At 69.9% G+C, this 15,741-nt stretch carries 14 protein-coding genes; 6 read left to right on the top strand and 8 right to left on the bottom strand.

The annotated features are described in order from the left end of the window. Nucleotides 1-12: 12 nt before the first annotated feature. Nucleotides 13-1,329, bottom strand: a complete 1,317-nt coding sequence (locus I004_RS0105790; protein ID WP_028434698.1) for a transglycosylase family protein — start codon at nucleotides 1,327-1,329, stop codon at nucleotides 13-15. Between the two features lie 172 nt (nucleotides 1,330-1,501). Then, nucleotides 1,502-2,281 carry a DUF6227 family protein gene (locus I004_RS0105785; RefSeq protein WP_028434697.1) on the bottom strand — a complete coding sequence of 260 codons (780 nt, stop codon included), beginning with the start codon at nucleotides 2,279-2,281 and terminating at the stop codon, nucleotides 1,502-1,504. Nucleotides 2,282-2,478: 197 nt separating this feature from the next. On the opposite strand from I004_RS0105785, the gene I004_RS0105780 reads away from it, so the two are divergent. Further along, nucleotides 2,479-3,123: a phosphoribosyltransferase family protein gene (locus I004_RS0105780; RefSeq protein WP_028434696.1), complete on the top strand. Its 645-nt coding sequence runs from the start codon at nucleotides 2,479-2,481 to the stop codon at nucleotides 3,121-3,123. Nucleotides 3,124-3,198: 75 nt separating this feature from the next. On the opposite strand, the gene I004_RS0105775 is transcribed toward I004_RS0105780, so the two are convergent. Beyond that, nucleotides 3,199-4,380 (bottom strand): alcohol dehydrogenase catalytic domain-containing protein, encoded by a 1,182-nt coding sequence (locus tag I004_RS0105775; RefSeq protein WP_028434695.1) that lies wholly within the window; start codon nucleotides 4,378-4,380, stop codon nucleotides 3,199-3,201. A gap of 275 nt (nucleotides 4,381-4,655) precedes the next feature. Here I004_RS0105775 and I004_RS0105770 point away from each other — a divergent pair, with 275 nt between their 5' ends. The 3 genes from I004_RS0105770 (at nucleotide 4,656) to I004_RS0105755 (ending at nucleotide 9,012) form a co-directional block, all read left to right on the top strand. Next, nucleotides 4,656-6,203 carry an FAD-dependent oxidoreductase gene (locus I004_RS0105770; RefSeq protein ID WP_028434694.1) on the top strand — a complete coding sequence of 516 codons (1,548 nt, stop codon included), beginning with the start codon at nucleotides 4,656-4,658 and terminating at the stop codon, nucleotides 6,201-6,203. A 336-nt stretch (nucleotides 6,204-6,539) separates the two neighbouring features. Next, nucleotides 6,540-7,868 carry an LCP family protein gene (locus tag I004_RS32460; protein ID WP_051344738.1) on the top strand — a complete coding sequence of 443 codons (1,329 nt, stop codon included), beginning with the start codon at nucleotides 6,540-6,542 and terminating at the stop codon, nucleotides 7,866-7,868. 637 nt (nucleotides 7,869-8,505) lie between these two features. Continuing rightward, entirely contained in the window at nucleotides 8,506-9,012 is a 507-nt protein-coding gene (locus I004_RS0105755; RefSeq protein ID WP_028434692.1) for a GNAT family N-acetyltransferase, read from the top strand. Nucleotides 9,013-9,049: 37 nt separating this feature from the next. Here the strand turns inward: I004_RS0105755 and I004_RS0105750 are convergent, their stop codons facing one another. The 4 genes from I004_RS0105750 to I004_RS0105735 all read right to left on the bottom strand — a co-directional run bounded on the left by I004_RS0105750 (nucleotide 9,050) and on the right by I004_RS0105735 (nucleotide 13,011). Continuing rightward, nucleotides 9,050-10,852, bottom strand: a complete 1,803-nt coding sequence (locus I004_RS0105750) for an acyl-CoA dehydrogenase (RefSeq protein WP_028434691.1) — start codon at nucleotides 10,850-10,852, stop codon at nucleotides 9,050-9,052. A gap of 112 nt (nucleotides 10,853-10,964) precedes the next feature. Continuing rightward, nucleotides 10,965-11,771, bottom strand: a complete 807-nt coding sequence (locus tag I004_RS0105745; RefSeq protein WP_028434690.1) for an SAM-dependent methyltransferase — start codon at nucleotides 11,769-11,771, stop codon at nucleotides 10,965-10,967. Nucleotides 11,772-11,891: 120 nt separating this feature from the next. Next, nucleotides 11,892-12,149: a DUF397 domain-containing protein gene (locus I004_RS0105740; protein WP_028434689.1), complete on the bottom strand. Its 258-nt coding sequence runs from the start codon at nucleotides 12,147-12,149 to the stop codon at nucleotides 11,892-11,894. Between the two features lie 4 nt (nucleotides 12,150-12,153). After that, on the bottom strand, nucleotides 12,154-13,011 hold the full coding sequence (locus tag I004_RS0105735) for a Scr1 family TA system antitoxin-like transcriptional regulator (RefSeq protein WP_028434688.1): 858 nt from the start codon (nucleotides 13,009-13,011) through the stop codon (nucleotides 12,154-12,156). Between the two features lie 217 nt (nucleotides 13,012-13,228). Between I004_RS0105735 and I004_RS0105730 the strand changes: the two genes are divergently transcribed. Together I004_RS0105730 and I004_RS0105725 are read left to right on the top strand one after the other, a co-directional pair. Further along, nucleotides 13,229-13,681: an ATP-binding protein gene (locus I004_RS0105730; RefSeq protein ID WP_028434687.1), complete on the top strand. Its 453-nt coding sequence runs from the start codon at nucleotides 13,229-13,231 to the stop codon at nucleotides 13,679-13,681. A 174-nt stretch (nucleotides 13,682-13,855) separates the two neighbouring features. Further along, complete coding sequence (locus I004_RS0105725; RefSeq protein WP_028434686.1) at nucleotides 13,856-14,671, top strand: SAM-dependent methyltransferase; 816 nt, start codon at nucleotides 13,856-13,858, stop codon at nucleotides 14,669-14,671. Between the two features lie 79 nt (nucleotides 14,672-14,750). Here the strand turns inward: I004_RS0105725 and I004_RS0105720 are convergent, their stop codons facing one another. Continuing rightward, complete coding sequence (locus I004_RS0105720; RefSeq protein ID WP_028434685.1) at nucleotides 14,751-15,668, bottom strand: Scr1 family TA system antitoxin-like transcriptional regulator; 918 nt, start codon at nucleotides 15,666-15,668, stop codon at nucleotides 14,751-14,753. Nucleotides 15,669-15,741 lie beyond the last annotated feature (73 nt).

Here is a 15,741-nt window from a genome sequence, read left to right as displayed (position 1 = left end):
CAGACGCTGCCGTCACAGGCGCACGCCGCGCCCTCGCAGATAGCCGAGCGGGTCGATGTCCGTGCCGAATCCCGGGCCCGTGCGGATCTCGAAGTGCAGGTGCGGGCCCGTGGAGTTGCCCGTGGAGCCGGAGCGGCCCAGACGCTGTCCGGGGGTGACGGTCTGGCCCGCCCGTACGGAGATCGCCGATAGGTGCCCGTACTGGCTGTACCTGCCGTCGCGGTGCCGCAGGACCACCTCGTAGCCGTATGCGTCCGCCCAGCCCGCCGAGACGACCTTCGCGGCGGAGACCGCCTTCACCGTGGTCCCGGTCGGGACGGGGAAGTCGACGCCCGTGTGGTGGCCGGACGACCAGCTGCTGCCTGACGCCCGGTACGCCGTGCTCGGGGCGAATCCGCTGACCGGCGCGGACGCGGCTGTGGACGCGGGCTTCCGTGCCGGTGCCGCCGCCTTCTGCTCGGCCCCCGCCTTCGCGTCGGCCTTTTGCTTCGTGCCTGCCTTCTGCTTCGTCTCCGCCTTCGCACCGGCCTTGGCGTCGCCGTGCGCCTTCTTCGCGGACTGGCCGGAGCGCTGCGAGCCCTTGGCGGCGTCGGACTGGTCCGGTTGTGACGGCTTCGCCTGAGGCTTGCCCGTACGGTGGGTGCCGTCCAGGTGCAGCTGCTGGCCGGGGAGGATGAGATTCGGGTCGCCGCCGACGGTCTTGCGGTTGCGCTCGTACAGGCCGGGCCAGCCGCCCTTCACCTCGTGCTTCTCCGCGATGGCGGAGAGGCTGTCACCGCCCACGACCTCGTACGTCGTCGCCTTCTTCGAGCGGTCCGCTCTTGCCCGTTCGGCTCTCTCGGCCCGCTCCGCCCGTTCGGTCCGCTCCGCCTCGTCCGTCTCCGGCTTGTGCTTCCCGCTCTCCGCCTGGCGCTCGCCCGTCGCCGCCCGTTCCGCGAGAGCCCGTACGCCTCCGCGTGAAAGTCCCGCCCGCGGCCCGCAGTTGGGCCACGCCTCGGGGCCCTGACCCAAGAGCACCTTCTCGGCCACGGCGATCTGCTGGCCCTTCGTCGCCAGGTCCGCACGGGCCGCGTGGGCGGTGCCGCCGTACGCCTCCCAGGTGCTCTGTGAGAACTGGAGCCCGCCGAAGTACCCGTTGCCCGTGTTGATTTCCCAGTTCCCGCCGCTCTCGCACGCGGCGACCTTCTGCCAGGTGTCGTCCGGAGCGGCATGCACGAGCTGCGCCCCGATCAGGGGTAACGCGACGCCGGCACCTCCCGCGGTGACCTTGAGCGACGTGCGGGAGAGCGTGCCGGTGCGGTTGCGGCGGTGACGTCCGCGAGCGGCCATGGCGGGACCTCCGGGTCAAGTGGGCACCCCGTCATGGGAGTTACGGAGCGTCAGTGAGGTAACGGAGCGCGCCCACGATACGTTCGGCGCCCGGAAAGTCACAAGGGGTCACGACAAGTCGCACAGAGACACACAGTTGTGCCGTCCCCGGACAGGCCCGGCGCTCAGACGTTCAGGAACCGAAGCCGCGGTCGCGCACCAGACGGTTCACGGCACGGTCGGCGAAGCCCTCTTCCAGGTAGACCTCGCAGACCAGTGCGCCCGTGCCGGACAGGTCGTGCTCGACCTCGTACAGGCTGATCTCGGAGCCGTTGGCCAGCAGGAACGCGTGCTCGTAGACCGTGCACCACACGTGCCGCTCGTGGGCCAGCACCTGCGGCCTCGGCACGGGCAGGATCTCGTGGCCGCGGGCCGTCTCGAGCAGCCGGACGACGGCCTCACCGGGACGGTCCGCGTTCTCCGCACGGCGCAGCAGCCGTCGGGCGTGGTCGGGGGAGTCGGTCTCGCTGTACGTACGCCGGCCGAAGGGATGGTCCGCCGTCAGCAGGAGCTCGACAGGTACCTCGCGGCTGCCCCGCCTGCCGCGCGGACCGTGCGCCGCGGACCTGTGCGCCTCGTGCACGCGCCGCTCCGAGCGGACCAGTGCCTCCTCGCTCTCGTACACCTCGTGCAGAACGCGGCCACCCGCGGTGCTGCCGTCGTCGCTGTCGTAGCTGAGCTCCCACAGCGAGAGGAGGTCCCCGTCGGGCAGCAGGAAGACGTGCCGGTGGCTGGTGCACCGCAGACTGGGCGCCGGCGCCTTGCGCTGCCGCCAGCCGTGCAGCTCCACATGGCACAGCAGGGCGTTCTCGACGCGGGCCAGCACGGCGTCGGAGACGTCGAAAGGATTCCGGGCCCGCGCCAGCAGTTCACGCACATGTACAGCAGGCGTCGGCACTGCTTGTACGCCCATGGCGGAGCCCCTCCCGGCATATGGCAAATGACGATCCCCGCAGACACACACCGTAGTCCTGAGGGCACGCTCACGGGAGCGGATTCGATGGAATTCCGGTGCCGGAAGGGGAACTTCCGCGGCAAGGGACTGTGTAGTTCCACCGAAGGCGGGTACCGCGACCAGCACAGCTCCCTGCATGGAGGGAGGAGGCCGTCATGCAGTTCAGTGACCGCCGGGAGGCAGGGAAGGCGCTCGCCGAGAAGCTGACCCGGCAGCAGCACGAAGGACGGCTGCCGGACCCCGTCGTGCTGGCGCTGCCGCGCGGCGGCCTGCCCGTCGCCGATGAGATCGCCCGAGCGCTGGGTGCGCCCCTGGACGTCGTCGTCGCCCGCAAGATCGGCGCTCCCTTCCAGCCGGAGCTGGGCGTGGGAGCGGTGGCGGGTGACGCTCCTCCCGTCTACGACCACGCTCTATTGGGGCAGTTGAGGCTGAGCGAGCACGATCTGGCACACACCGCCGAGCGCGAGCAGGCCGAGCTCAAGCGGCGTGAGAAGGCCTACCGGCGCGGCCGTGGTCCCCTGGAGCTCGCGGGCCGCTCGGCCGTCCTCGTCGACGACGGCGTCGCCACGGGCTCGACCGCCCGGGCCGCGCTGCGCGCCGTACGGGAGGCAGGTCCCGTACGGACGGTTCTCGCCGCCCCCGTGTGCTCGCGGGAGGCGACGGAGCAGCTGGCAGGGGACGCCGACGAGATCGTCTGCGCGTACGTGCCGCCGGCCTTCGGCTCGGTCGGCTTCTGGTACGCGAGTTTTCCGCAGATGACCGACGACGAGGTGCTGGACATCCTGCACGTCACGAGGTGACGCCGGCGACGAGAACGGCCCCGGCAGCCCTTCCGGGCCACCGGGGCCGTATGTACGCCCGCCGCAGATTCGCGCTCACGGCCGCATGACGACCTTCACGGCGCCGTCGGCCTTCTTCTGGAACATCTCGTAGGCCTCTGGTGCCTGCGCGAGCGGCAGGTGATGGGTGGCGAAGTCGTCGACCCCGAGGACGTCCTCGTCCGTGAGCAGCGGCAGGATGTCCGGCACCCAGCGCTTGACGTTCGCCTGTCCCATGCGCAGCTGGATCTGCTTGTCGAAGAGGGTCATCATCGGCAGAGGGTCCGCGGCGCCGCCGTACAGGCCGGAGAGCGAGATCGTCCCGCCGCGGCGCACAATGTCGATCGCGCCCTGGAAGGCGGAGAGCCGGTCCACCCCGGCCTTGGCGACGGCCTTCTCCGCCAGCTTCCCGGGAAGCATGCCGCCCACGGTCTGCGCCACCTTGCCGGCGATGTTGCCGTGCGCCTCCATGCCGACGGCGTCGATGACGGCGTCCGTGCCGCGGCCGCCTGTCATCTCCCGTACGGCGGCGCCGATTTCATCGTGCTCGGTGACGTCGAGGACCTGTGCGCCGCGGGCACGCGCCCGCGCCAGCCGCTCGGGAACGAGGTCGATGCCGATCACCTGACGGGCCCCGCGGTGCAGCGCGATCCGGCACGCCATGTCGCCGATCGGGCCGAGCCCGATGACGGCCAGGGTGCCGTCCTTGGGCACGTCGGCGTACTCCACCGCCTGCCAGGCGGTCGGCAGAACGTCGGAGAGGAACAGGAAGCGGTCGTCGTGGGGCCCCTCGGGGACCTTGATGGGCCCGTACTGGGCCTGCGGTACGCGCAGATACTCGGCCTGTGCGCCGGGTACGGAGCCGTAGAGCTTCGTGTAGCCGTACAGCGGCGCACCCATGCCGTGCTCACGGATCTGCGTGGTCTCGCACTGGGTCTGAAGACCCTGGTCGCACATGAAGCAGGAGCCGCACGATATCTGGAACGGCACCACCACGCGGTCGCCGGGCTTCAGGTGCGTCACCTCGCTGCCGACCTCCTCGACGACGCCCATCGGTTCGTGCCCGAGGATGTCGCCCGGTGTCATCAGCGGTGTGAGCACCTCGTAGAGATGCAGGTCCGAGCCGCACAGTCCGGTCGACGTGATCCGGACGACCGCGTCGGTCGGCTGCTGCACCGCGGGGTCGGTCACGTCGGTGACCTGCACATCCCGCTTTCCCTGCCAGACGACTGCCTTCATTCGTCATCACCTCCGTCGGAGGCGGCCGGGTACCCGCGGCGCCGTCCCCGGACACCTGGCCGCGGTGCGAAACCCGGCTGTCACGCGTGACACGTGCGGTGCCGGGAATCACAGCAGGGTCGAACACCTCGACAACGATCACGGGGAGCCACGGGGGTGTCCCGCCTGACGCGCGTGCGGCGATGAACACCGGTGCGTGTCACGAGCGAGCGAGCAGCACGAACCCGGACGAGCCGGAGGAGCCGGTGAGCCGTGGGCGACCATGAGGAGCAGCGGTGACCACACTGCCCGTCGGTTACGAGTCCTACTGGATGCTGTCGGCCGGGGCCTCCGCCCATCCGCCGCTTCCGGCCGGGAGCGTGACGGAAGTGGACGTCGCGGTCGTCGGCGGCGGTGTCGCCGGCCTGTCCGTCGCGTGGGAGCTGGCGCGGGCAGGCCGGAGCGTCGCCGTCCTCGAGGCCGACCGCATCGCCGCCGGGGTCACGGGACACACGACCGGCAAGGTCTCGGCCCTGCACGGTCTCGTCTACTCGCATCTGCGCGAGAAGCGGGGCGCGGACGATGCCCGCCTCTACGCCTCCTCCCAGCAGCAGGCCATCGACCATCTCGAGGCCGTGGCAGGGGAGTTGGGGATCGGCTGCGACCTGGAGCGGGTCCCGGCCTACACCTTTGTCGAGTCCGAGCACCACGCGGAAGAGATACGGGCCGAGGCGGAGGCGGCCCGCGAGGCCGGGCTGCCCGCCTCCCTCGTCACGGAGACCGGGCTTCCCTTTCCGGTGTGCGCGGCCGTACGGGTCGAGGACCAGGCCCAGTTCCATCCGCGCAAGTACCTTCTCGCGCTCGCCGAGGACCTGCTCAGACGCGGCGGACGCATTTACGAACGCACCCGTGTCATGCGCCTGGATCAGGGCGATCCGTGCCGTGTGGTGACCGAGAACGACGCCGAGGTCGTCGCGCGGGACGTCGTGGTGGCCACTCACTACCCCGTCTTCGACCGTGCGTTGATGTTCTCCCGGCTGGAGCCGCGCCGGGAACTCGTCGTCTCCGCGCTGCTGCCCGCCGGACAGGACCCGCAGGGCGCCTATCTCACGCCGGAGCGGGGCACGCGCTCGGTGCGCACCGCTCCCTATCCGTTCGGCAAGGGGAAGCGGCTGCTGATCGTCACGGGCGAGAAGTTCACCCCTGGAACGGGCGGGCAGGGCTCGGTGGCGGCGGGCTACGAGCGGCTCGCGGCATGGACGTACGAGCGCTTCCCCGACGCACGGCTCGTGCACCGATGGGCGACCCAGGACAACGACACCACGGACCGCGTCCCCTATATCGGGGCCTTCCACCCGGCTGCGCAGCACACCTGGGTGGCCACCGGCTTCGGCGGCTGGGGCATGTCCGGCGGGGTGCTCTCCGGGCAGCTTCTTGCCGCGTACATCACGGGTGAACCACTGCCGCCCTGGGCGAAGTTGTACGAGCCGCGCCGTCTGAGTCCCCGTGAGGCGCCCGCGATGCTGCGCCTCCAGACGGCGGTCGCGGGCCGCTTCGTCGGTGACCGGCTGCGTTCGTCGTACGTCGACTCCGTGGACGAGATCGCTCCGGGTACGGGCGCCATCGTCCGGGTGCGGGGCCGTCGTTGCGCGGTGCATCGCACGCCCGAGGGCGAGGTGCGCGCCCTCTCGCCGCGATGCACGCACCTGGGCTGCCTCGTGCGGTTCAACGATGCCGAGGGTGCGTGGGAGTGCCCCTGCCACGGCTCGCGCTTCGACACCGAGGGGCGCGTCATCCAGGGTCCCGCCACCAGACCGCTGGAGCGGCGCGACGACGTGACGTGAGCGGTGCGGGTCGGGGGCCGGGAGGGGATTCGGCGTCCGAGTGACCGGGATGACCGGGCGGGAGGCGCTGGCGTTCATCTGACCGGGTGAGCCGTACGGGTGAGCACGACGTAGCGCCGGAGGTCCGGGCACGGGCCGTGCCTAGCATGCGGAATCCCCCATTCCGCGGAGGTGCACAGACTCATGTCCCCTCTCCACCGCCCCGCCCGGTCGCCACGCTCTCGCCGGATGCTCGCTCTGGCCTGCGCCGTCTGCGCCGCCCTAACCTGCGGCGCCGCACTGGACGCGAGTACGGCCGCGACGAACGCCCCTGCCCCGCCCGGGGGTTCGGAGCGCGTGAGCAACGCCTTCGACAAGCTCCCGGAGTCCGGCCGCCCCGCCCGGGGCCCCGGCATGACCATCCTTCTCGCCGGCCTCGACAGACGTGAGGGGCTCTCCAAGAAGACGAGGAACCGGCTGCACGTGAACGGCGAGCAGTGCGACTGCACGGACGTGATGATGCTGCTTCACATCTCCGCCGACCGCGACCGCGTCAGCGTCGTGAGCATTCCCCGCGACTCCTACGTGCGCTTCGCGGCACACCGCGACCATGGAAAGGGCTTCGGCAAGATCACCGATCGCACCACCCGCCACCTCGGCAAGATCAACAGTGCCTACGCCCACGGCGGCCCGGCGCTCACCATCCGCACCGTGGAGCAGAGCACCGGGGTCCGGATCGACCACTACGCCGAGACCGACTTCCGCGGGTTCGAGAAGACCGTGAACCGGCTCAAGGGCGTGAAGGTGTGCTCCGCCAAGCCGATGGAGGACAAGAACAGCGGCCTGAAACTCGCGCAGGGCACCCACGTCCTGAACGGGAACAAGGCACTGAGGTTCGTACGCGCACGTCACGTCGACCCGCCCGGCGACCTCGGCAGGGCACGGCGTCAGCAGCACGTGGTCGGTGAGCTGCTGCGCACGCTCACCGGCGACCGCACGGCCGCGCAACCGCTCGAAGTGCTGCGTGCCGCCGCCGCGTTGCGCGGCTCGGTCCGCTGGGACAAGGGCTTCACGACGGGACGTCTCGCACGGCTCGCACGCGATCTGCACGGCCTGACGGCGAAGCGCACGGAGTTCGCGACCGTTCCGATCCTCGACTTCGACCACCGGGCACCCGTGTGGGGCTCCACCCTCAGATGGGACGGTCCGCGCGCACGCGCCCTTTTCGCCGATCTGCGTGCTGACCGGCCCATCACGGGCAGCACCGTCACCGGCCCGGCGCCAGGTGCCACGCCCGTCCCGTACAAGCCGGAGGAGGTCACCGTCCGGGTGGAGGGAAGCGGGGAGACAGCCGCGCGCATCGAGCAGGATCTGCGGGACAACGGCTTCAAGGTCATGAACCCGCGGCGGGCTTCCGCCGCCGGCCCGCGCGGCGGCCGTACGGAGATCACCTACGACGTCTACTGGCAGCGCAAGGCGAGCACGGTCTCGGCGGCTATGCCCGGTGCGGTGATGCGCGCCCAGCAGGTGAAGGGCACGAAGCACTCGGACGTCTTCACGGTACGGCCCGGCACGGAGGGCACCGACGTGGCCGACGTCGTCTACGACCGCAGCAGCGTCGAGGGCGCCCCGGTACGCGGCGACGAACTCGACTGTGACGGGCGGACACAGCACAACAAGAGCTGAGGCAGGGGCAGTTCAGGCGTGGGCCCGGTCGGCAGACCGGGCCCACGCCGTGTCCGTGTCCGGATTCCCGGACCCCCTCGGAGGTCTCCGGAGGGGTACGGAGCGTGCGGGTCCTCGCTCCCGAGAGGTCGCAGTTCCTGCCTCCTGGCGAGTCAGCCGTGCGGGCCCAAGTCCCCCTGCCCTACTTTCACTTGTCATGGAAGCGTGACGCCCGACCGACGATCCGCGGGCTGTCCCGTGCCACAGCGGCGAGGCCGCCCGCCACCGTCAACCGTCCCGGCAGAGCGCATTGATATTCCGCAGCGAGTTCGCCGACGTCCCGCCTGCCGACCGGCCCATCCACGAAGCCGCGTTGGGCGAATCGGCGCTCGCGCATGCCGAACGTGCTGCCTTCGTCGACGTGTCGGACGGGTCCACGGTCACGTATGCACACGAAGCCGGGAACGAGGTCCCGAAGGCTTTCGTCGTCCGAAGGCCAGACCGTGCGGGATCCTCTGCCTGGAACTGCGAGGTGCGGCGGCGAACTGAACCCTCCCTGGTGTTCCGGCCGTGGATCTTCATCTGCCCTGGCCCCGGGGCTGTCCGAGCCGGCGCAAACCCAGATGAGCCCGACGGGCCGTCTGCGTAGGGTTGGGCGGTGCCCGAGCTGAGGCGGCTGCATGCCGACCATGGTCCGGCGGTCCTGGCGTTCGAGCTGGCGAACCGTGCCTACTTCGCTGCCTCAATCCCCGACCGCGGCGACGACTTCTTCGACCACTTCACGGACCGGTACAGCGCCCGGCTGGCCGAGCAGGAGGCGGGCATCTGCGCCTTCCATGTGCTCGTCGCCGAGGACGGCTCGGTACTCGGCAGGTTCAACCTGGTCGACATCGAGGACGGCACGGCGGAACTCGGCTACCGGGTCGCCCAACACGTCACCGGCCACGGTGTGGCGACCGCGACCGTCCGGGAGCTGTGCCGGCTGGCGGCGGGGCGGTACGGGCTGCACACACTCACGGCGGCCACCTCCAACGGGAATGCCGCGTCCCGGAGGGTGCTGACCAAGGCCGGGTTCGTCCCGGTCGGCCCGGCGGACCCGGCCGACCTCGGCGGGAAGCCCGGAACCTGGTATCAGCGCGACCTGGTTCCCGGCGGCAGATCGTGATCTCGCGTTTCAAGATCACGATCTGCCGGCCGCACTACTAGAACCAGTCCGGCTCGGCGTCCAGCGTCGTGGTGTCGAGCGATTCCAGCAGGTCGAACTGCGGTCCCGTGCGGGGCAGTTCATGACGGAAGAAGTAGCGCGCCGCCTGCCGCTTGCCCCGGTGGAAGGCGTCGTCGTGTCCGGCCGTGGCCAGGAACTGGCCCAGCCATATCCACGCCACGACGGTGTGGCCCACCGCCTCCAGGTAGGCGGAGGCGTTCGCGAGGGCCACCGACGGATCGCCGGTGCCCCACAGCCGCGCGGTGACCTTGGAGACCCGCTCCCACGACTCCCGCAGCGCGGCGCCCAGTTCGGCTGCCTCGCCGTCGGTCGCCAGCGCCCGTTCGACCGTCTTGCCGATGGTCTCGCCGAGCGCGATGAGGCCGGCGCCGCCGTCCATGACGGCCTTGCGGCCGAGCAGGTCGAGGGCCTGGATGCCGTGCGTCCCCTCGTGGATGGGGTTGAGGCGGTTGTCGCGGTAGTGCTGCTCCACGTCGTACTCACGGGTGTAGCCGTAGCCACCGTGCACCTGGATGGCGAGGTTGTTGGCCTCCAGGCACCACTGCGAGGGCCAGCTCTTGGCGATCGGGGTGAGTACGTCCAGGAGCAGGCGCGCGTGTGCGCGCTCCTCCTCCTGCTCGGCCGTCTGCTGCTCGTCGACGAGCCGCGAACAGTAGAGCAGCAGGGCGAGGGCGCCCTCGACGTACGACTTCTGGGCGAGCAACATCCGCCGCACGTCGGCGTGTTGGATGATCGGGACCTGCGGCGCGGAGGCGTCCTTGGCTGCGACGGGCCGGCCCTGCGGGCGTTCCCGTGCGTACTCGAGCGACTTCAGATAGCCGGTGTAGCCCAGGGCCATCGCGCCGGCGCCGACGCCGATGCGGGCGCCGTTCATCATGTGGAACATGTACGTGAGCCCGCAGTGCGGCAGGCCCACGATGTACGCGGCCGCGCCCGGAGCCCCGCCCGGAGTGTGCGCGCCCTCACCGAAGTTGAGCAGTGTGTTGGTCGTACCCCTGTAGCCCATCTTGTGGTTGAGCCCGGCCGTCACGACGTCGTTGCGCTCGCCGAGGGAGCCGTCCTCGCCGACGAGGTACTTGGGCACGATGAACAGCGAGAGTCCCTTGACGCCCGGGGGCGCTCCGGGGATGCGGGCGAGGACAAGGTGGACGATGTTCTCCGACAGCTCGTGGTCGCCCGCCGAGATCCACATCTTGCTGCCGAACAGCCGGTAGGTGCCGTCGGGTTGGGGTTCGGCCCGGGTGGTGACGTCGGCCAGGGACGAGCCCGCCTGCGGCTCGGAGAGGCACATGGTGCCGAAGAAGCGGCCGGCGAGCATGGGCCGTACATAGGTGTCGATCTGCTGGCGGGAGCCGTGCTCGCACAGGAGTCTGGCGTTGCCGAGTGTCAGGAAGACGTAGGCGGACGTGCCGACGTTCGCCGCCTGGAACCAGCTGAAGCAGGCCGTCGTGACCAGCTGGGGCAGCTGCATGCCGCCCAGTTCCTCGTCCATGGGGGCGGCCAGCAGGTCGGCCTTGGTGAAGGCGTCCAGCGCCTCCTTCGCCTCGGGCAGGGTGTGGACGCGCTCGCCGTCGAAGCGGGGCTCCTCTTGATCGTTCTTCTTGTTGTGCGGCGCGAAGTGGCGCGTCGCGATCTGCTCGCTGAGGTCGAGCACCGCGTCGAAGGTCTCGCGGGAGTGCTCGGCGAAACGGGGGCGCCTGGTCAACTCCTCGGTGTCGAGCCACTGGTGGAGGAGGAAGTCCAGGTCCCGGCGGGAGAGCAGGAGCGACGAAGTGGCCATGGGGCGTGATCCGATCACGGTCGACGGCGTACGGGTGCATACCTAAGCGCTTGCTTATCGTGCGTCCCGGCGACGTCCCGTGTCAACGGCCCCCTTACCGCGGTACTCGCGATCAGGGCTTGCGGGCGACCCCGGCGTAGCTCGGCACCTCTTCGGCGGGGAGGTGCGCGGGAGTGTCCCGGTCCGGGCGCCAGCGGTGGGGGAGTACGAGCCCGGGGCCGGCCATCTCCAGGCCGTCGAAGAAGCGGGTCACCTCCGTGCGCGTACGGGGTCGCAGCGGGCAGCCGTTGCTCGCGTACGTCTCCAGCACCGTCTCGGCCCGCTGCGCGCCGGCGGCGTCGAGGAAGTCGGCGGTGGTGTGCGTGAGGACGAGATGGCTGCCGGCGGGCAGCGCGCCAAGCAGGGTGCGGACGATGTCGTACGGATGCTGCTCGTCGGCCACGAAGTGGAGGACGGCGTTGAGGGAGAGGCCCACGGGGCGGCCCAGGTCGATGGTGTCGCTCAGGCCCGGGGCGTCGAGGATGCTCTCCGGGTCCGTGACATCCGCGTGCACATAGGCGGTGCTGCCCTCCTCGTCGCCGTGGAGCATCTCCCGGGCGTGCTTGAGTACGAGGGGATCGTTGTCGCTGTAGACGACCTTCGCCTCGGGGGCGACGCCCTGGGCGACCTGGTGCAGGTTGGGCTCTGTGGGGATGCCGGACCCTATGTCCAGGAACTGCCTGACGCCGCGCTCGGCCGCCAGCCAGCGGGTCGCCCGGACCATGAAGTCCCGGTTGGCGCGTGCCGCGGTGCGCACCGCCGGCAGCGCGGTGGCCACGGCCTCCGCTGCCCGCACATCGGCGTCCGAGTGGTCACGGCCGCCCAGGTAGTAGTCGTACATGCGGGCCGGGTGCGCTCTGCCGGGCTCCTGCGCGGGCACGGCCCGGCCACTGGTGCTGCCGCCGCGGGAGACTCCCGCGGACCGCACCGCTCCCGTCCGTCCCGGCGTTCTCGTCACTCCAGTCAACGGTGTCTCCGTTTCCGTACTGGGCGGTCGTGGTCATCCGTGGGTGAGCAGGAAGTCGGCCTCACCGCGTTTCGTGCCGCGTATGAAGGTGTCGATCTCGGCGGGGTCGTATATCAGCGCCGGCCCGTCCGGGTCGTTGGACTGCCGCAGCGCGATGCGGCCGTCCCCGAGCTTCATGACCTCCAGGCAGTTTCCGCCGTTCGGGCCGCTCCACGGCTTGTGCCAGCCCTCGGAGCCCAGCTCCCGGGAGGGCATGCCGTTGTAGATGTGCTGTGTCGAATCGCGGCCCATGCAGTCAGAACTCCTTGCGGATCTCACCGAGGAGAGCCTCGGTGCGTTGTGCCGGTGCGGCCTGCGCACCCATTCGGTCCAGTGCCTCCAGGTAGACGGCTGTGTCGTGGCGTTCGTCGTAGTAGACGGCGCCGCTGAGACTCTCGGCGTAGACGATGTCGGGCAGTTCGGGGATCTCGAACCGGAAGAGCTGGAAGGGCCCGAACATGGCGGGGTGCGCTCCCGAGGCGAACGGGATGACCTGCACGGTGACGTGAGGCAAGGCGGCGCACTCGATGAGCCGGTCGATCTGGGCGCGCATCACCTGCGGAGTGCCGACGTGCCGTCGGACGACCTGTTCCTCCAGCAGGATCCACAGCCGCGGGGCGTCGGCACGCCGCAGCAGCTCCTGCCGCTCCATGCGCAGGGCGACCCGGCGGTCCAGCTCCTCGTCCGCGGCGTTGGGGAACCCGGTGCGCAGCAGAGCCCGTGCGTAGTCCTCCGTCTGGAGCAGCCCGTGCACGCAGTGCGGCTCGTACGCCCGGATCAGGCTCGCCTCGCCCTCGAGGCTGACATAGAGGCTGAACCACGGCGGCAGTACGTCGCGGAATCCCTGCCACCAGCCGGGCTGATTGGCTTCGTCCACCAGCTCGAGGAAGGCGGTGATCTCGTTCTCGGGGATGCCGTACGTTTTGAGAAGTTTCTCCACGTATGGCGGCTTGAGGCCGACCTCGGCCTTCTCCATGCGGCGGACCGTCGTGGTGTTCACGCTCAGGGCCGCGGCCGCCTCGGCGAAAGAGCATCCGGCGGCTTCGCGCAGGTCCCGCAGCCGCATTCCGAGGACCATCTGGCCCACGGTCGGTGCGGTACGGCCGTCAGCCAAGACGCCTCCCTTCCACCGGACTTGCTGCGCTAGAAGTGTGCCACGCGATCAGTGCATGGACCACTCTGTCTCTCCGGTTCTGCAATTCGCAGAACGACTCTTGCCAACTGTGACGGGCACGGCCATAGTGATGTACGTGATACAGCTCATGCCCCGCATGGTGCTGCCTCCGGGCCCTGTCCCTCCCCAGCAGGTAGTCGGAAGGCGTTAACCCACCGTGGCCCCGTCCCGCCCCGTCATACCGCTCTCCCCGTCCGAACCGGTCGGGGCGCTCGTGCGTCGTGGGGGATTCGAGCTGCCCGCGCACGCGACGGCCGTGGCGGACGCCCGGGAGATGGTGCGTGGCCAGGTGCGCAGCTGGGGGCTGCCGGAGGAACTGGGCCGTACGGCGCAGCTCGTCGTCTCGGAGTTCTTCACCAACGCCGTGGTGCACACCGACAGCTGCCGCGTCCGCTGCAGACTCCAGGTGCAGGAGCAGCGGCTGCGCATAGAGGTGTGCGACGAAGGCGTCGGATGCGATGCGGTGACCCCCCGTCAGGCAACCGCGGAGGACGTGAACGGTCGCGGGTTGCAGCTCGTGAACGCCGTCGCGGAGACATGGGGAGTGCGCTCGGAGGACTCGGACTCCGGGCGCGTCGTATGGGCGGAGCTGCCTCTCCCGGGACTGTGACCGCCGGTCACTCCCGTCACTCGCGTCCCGGCCGCAGCAGCAGTCGCACTTCTTGCGAATTTCCGTTCCCTACTGGGCAGTTGCGGTGCTCTGCGCCACATCGTCGTGCAATGCTTCGCCGTAACGGAACGTGTACGCAACGGGACGCGTGCACGGCGGGACGGTGAGGCACGCATGCGGGAAGACGAAGTCGCGGCAGGTCAGGGAGTGGACGTCACAACTCCCAGTGTGGCGCGTATGTACGACTACTACCTCGGCGGGAAGGACAACTACGAAGTCGACCGTCAAGCCGTCGAGGAGCTCGACAAGGTAGTACCGAGTACGCGGCCGCTGGCCGTCAACAACCGCCGCTTCCTCCAGCGCGCAGTACGCGTCCTCGCCGAGGATTACGGCGTACGGCAGTTCCTCGACCACGGGTCAGGCCTGCCCACGCAGGACAACGTGCACCAGGTCGCCCAGCGCATCGATCCGCAGTCGCGGGTCGTCTACGTCGACAACGATCCGATCGTGCTGGCGCACGGGCGGGCGCTGCTGGAGGAGAACACCAACACCGCCGTCATCCAGGCGGATCTGCGGGACACGGAGAAGATCTTCGGGCACCCCGAGGTGGGCCGGCTGATAGACCCCTCGCAGCCCGTGGGCGCCCTCTTCGTCTCCGTGATGCACTGCATCCCCGACTCCTCCGATCCCGCGGCTGTACTGCGCGGGATCGTCGATCGTCTGCCCTCGGGCAGCTTCCTCGTGATCAACCAGCTGGTGAGCGAGGACAAGGCCACCCGCGACTTCGTCACGGACTTCATGGCGAAAGCCACCGGCGACCGCTGGGGCAGGGTGCGTCAGGCCCACGAGGTCGAGCGCTACTTCGACGGGCTGGAGGTCCTGGAGCCGGGCCTCGGGGAGATCAACGACTGGCGGCCCGACTCGGAGCTCGGGCCGAAGCAACTCACCGACGAGTGGTACGAGTTCGGCGGCGTGGCCCGCAAGCCCTGACGGCGAGGCGGGGCCGCCACCACCCGGTCGGCTCCGCCACACACCACGGCCCGTTCGGCCGTGCCGAACGGGCCTTCCGCTAGCTCGACTGGCGCTCGAAGCGGCTCAGCAGCCGCTCCAGGAACTCGACCGTCATGGACGGCGGTTCGGCGGTGGCGCACAGGCGGTCCATCACCACCATGTAGTTCTCCACCTCTTCGCGCTTCTCCAAGTACAGCGAGGAGGTGAGCTGTTCCAGATAGACGATGTCCGGCAGGTCCGGCTCCTGGAAGCGCAATATCGTCACGGGCCCGCCGGCCGCGGCGAGGCCCCCGATCGCGAACGGCGCGATCTGCACAGTGATGTTGGGCTGTTCCGTTGCCCACAGCAGCCGCTTGGTCTGCTCGCGCATCACCGATGCCCCGCCGAGCGGGCGCTGCAGGGCCGCTTCGTCGACGACGGCCCAGAGCTTGGGGCTGTGAGGCCGGGTGAGGATGTCCTGCCGGTCCTGGCGGAGCTCAACGCGGCGCTCGATCTCCTCCGTCGACGCGCGCGGATGCCCCAGCCTCATGACGGCACGGGAATAGTCCTCCGTCTGCAACAGTCCGGGGACGAACTGCACTTCGTACATGCGGATGACTGATGCCGCTTCCTCCAGGCCGATGAGCCTGTCGAACCACGGCGACATCACGTCGCTGTACTTCTGCCACCAGCCAGGGGTGTTGGCGTGCCGCGCGAGCACCAGGTACTCCTCGCGCTCCTCCGGGTTCGTGATGCCGTAGAGCGAGAGCAGGTCGGCGACATCCCGCTCCTTGCAGCCCACCCTGCCCAGTTCGAGGCGGCTGATCTTGGCATGGGATCCGCGGATCGCGTCTCCTGCCTGCTCACGGGTGATGCCGCATCCCTCGCGGAGCCTCCGCAGCTGTGTGCCGAGCACGATGCGCAGAATCGTCGGCCCACCGCGGGGATGGTCCAGGATCCGCCTGACCGACGAATCGGTTCCCTGCTCTGCTGACATCAGGTGTTCCCTGCTCCCGTGAGTGACGAGCCGAGCGCCCAGTGTCCCACTCGGTCAACGGCCCGTACAGTCA

It is taken from the genome of Streptomyces sp. TAA486, assembly GCF_000426165.1.
This window is presented reverse-complemented; position numbering and strand designations above follow the sequence as displayed.

Coding starts and splice junctions, on each gene's coding strand:
- I004_RS0105790 (WP_028434698.1), bottom strand. CDS start 1,329: ATGGCCGCTCGCGGACGTCACCGCCGCAACCGCACCGGCACGCTCTCC.
- I004_RS0105785 (WP_028434697.1), bottom strand. CDS start 2,281: ATGGGCGTACAAGCAGTGCCGACGCCTGCTGTACATGTGCGTGAACTG.
- I004_RS0105780 (WP_028434696.1), top strand. CDS start 2,479: ATGCAGTTCAGTGACCGCCGGGAGGCAGGGAAGGCGCTCGCCGAGAAG.
- I004_RS0105775 (WP_028434695.1), bottom strand. CDS start 4,380: ATGAAGGCAGTCGTCTGGCAGGGAAAGCGGGATGTGCAGGTCACCGAC.
- I004_RS0105750 (WP_028434691.1), bottom strand. CDS start 10,852: ATGGCCACTTCGTCGCTCCTGCTCTCCCGCCGGGACCTGGACTTCCTC.
- I004_RS0105740 (WP_028434689.1), bottom strand. CDS start 12,149: ATGGGCCGCGATTCGACACAGCACATCTACAACGGCATGCCCTCCCGG.
- I004_RS0105725 (WP_028434686.1), top strand. CDS start 13,856: ATGCGGGAAGACGAAGTCGCGGCAGGTCAGGGAGTGGACGTCACAACT.
- I004_RS0105720 (WP_028434685.1), bottom strand. CDS start 15,668: ATGTCAGCAGAGCAGGGAACCGATTCGTCGGTCAGGCGGATCCTGGAC.